Consider the following 2018-nt stretch of genomic DNA (forward strand, 5'->3'; position numbering starts at 1 on the left):
GTATTATAGATAATCTTAATAGTTTTGGTTATCAAACTGACTCTTCTGAAAATTTTAAAGATGGAGAATATTTCATTGGCATTAGACATTATGATCTAGTTCTAGCAAGCTGGAATCTACCAGATGGAGATGGATCTGATCTTATCAATATTATCAAACAAAAATCTCCAAGAACTTCAATTATTATTATGTCTTCAAAAACAGACAAAGAAACTGAAATCAAAGTTTTAAAAGCAGGTGCAGATGATTTTGTTAAGAAAAATATAGATTTTGATATATTAATGGCAAGAATTGAAGCAAGATTAAGGCTTGGTGGAACTAATGTTATAAAAATAGAAGATTTAACTATAGATCCTGATGAAGAAAAAATAACATATAGAGGACAAGATATAGAGCTCAAAGGAAAACCTTTCGAAGTTTTAACTCATCTAGCAAGACATTCAGATCAAATTGTTTCTAAAGAACAATTGCTTGATGCCATCTGGGAAGAACCTGAACTTGTTACACCAAATGTAATAGAAGTCGCAATCAATCAAATTCGTCAAAAAATGGATAAACCTTTAAATATTTCTACTATTGAAACAGTACGTCGCAGAGGATATCGTTTTTGCTTTCCTAAAAAATCTTAATTTTTTGCATAAAAGCAAAAAATTTCTTAATTTTATTACTTAAAATTTTATATTATATTTAAGTTTTATTATTGTATAAAACAAAAAATATATCTGAAAGGTTACAATCCAATGTCTCTTTTAATAACTAAAGATTGTGTTTGTTGTGATGCTTGTAGAGAAGAATGTCCTGATAACGCTATATATGAAAATAGTCCTATCTATGTTATAGATCCTGATCTTTGTTCAGAATGTGTAAATGATTTTTCAGAACCAGCTTGTATTGTTGCTTGTCCTTATGAATGCATCATTCCAGATCCAGACAATGTTGAAAGTATAGAGGAATTACGTCTTAAAAACAAACGTAGAGAATATTAATGGCTAAAAGAACTGCTGTTGTTGATCTAGGTTCTAATTCAATTAGAATGGTGATTTTTGAAAAAACTTCACGATATGGGTTTTACACTACTCACGAATTTAAAAGAAAAGTTCGTTTAGGAGAAAATTCTTATAACAATAAAAAATTTTTACAAAAAGAAGCTATGCAAAGAGCTGAAGAGACTTTAAGTTTCTTCAAGCAATGTGCTTTAAAAAATAAATGTAAAAAAATTTTTATAGTTGGTACTTCAGCTCTAAGAGATGCTCCTAATTCAAAAGAATTTATAAAAAGAATAAAAAATAAACTTCAGTTAAATATTCGCTGTATTGATGGAAAGAATGAATCTTATTTAGGAGGGTTAGCTGCTTTAAATTTGTTAAGCAACTTTAAAGATGGTACAACTTTAGATATAGGAGGGGGATCAAGCGAGCTTTGTTTGATTAAAAATAGAAAAATTATTGATTGTATTTCGCTTGATATAGGAACAGTTAGACTAAAAGAGCTTTTTAATTCAGATTCAAAAAAATTAGATGAATTTTTAGAATCTACTTTAAGACTGATACCAGAAACATTTTGCAACGATAATCTTATAGCCATTGGAGGAAGTCTAAGGGCAATTTCAAGTTCTATTATGCAAAAAAACTCATATCCTTTAAAAAATTTACACGATTTTAGATACAATTTTGAAGATGAAAAAGACTATATTTGTAAAATTTTAAACACCAATGCTAATTCTCTTATCGATTTTGGAATAAAAAAAGATCGTTTTGATACTATTAAAGAAGGTGCTCTAATTTTCTTAAAAATCACTCAAAAAATCAAAGCAAAACAAATTATAACAAGTGGTGTTGGAATTAGAGAGGGAATATATTTGCAAGATTTATTAAGACCACTAAAATATTTTCCAAATAATTTTAATCCTAGTTTAAAATCTTTACAAGATAGATTTTTAACAAATAATATAAAAAATAAAACGCCACAATATGCTTTGCAAATTTTTGATACACTTAAAGAGATTCATAATCTTAATA

General features: G+C 27.5%; 3 protein-coding genes. All 3 read left to right on the forward strand.

Annotation, left to right across the window (positions count from 1 at the left end):
- Positions 1-2 precede the first annotated feature (2 nt).
- Positions 3-629, forward strand: coding sequence for a response regulator transcription factor (locus JG677_RS07945; protein WP_200286097.1), 627 nt, complete (start codon positions 3-5; stop codon positions 627-629).
- Positions 630-740: 111 nt separating this feature from the next.
- Complete coding sequence (locus tag JG677_RS07950) at positions 741-986, forward strand: YfhL family 4Fe-4S dicluster ferredoxin (RefSeq protein ID WP_200170043.1); 246 nt, start codon at positions 741-743, stop codon at positions 984-986.
- Positions 986-2018 (forward strand): Ppx/GppA phosphatase family protein (locus JG677_RS07955; RefSeq protein WP_200286099.1); only part of this gene is annotated, 1033 nt, incomplete at its 3' end. The genes JG677_RS07950 and JG677_RS07955, both read left to right, overlap by 1 nt.

Origin of the sequence: Campylobacter sp. TTU-622, from assembly GCF_016598965.1 — a bacterium.
In the GTDB taxonomy this organism is placed as follows: domain Bacteria; phylum Campylobacterota; class Campylobacteria; order Campylobacterales; family Campylobacteraceae; genus Campylobacter_D.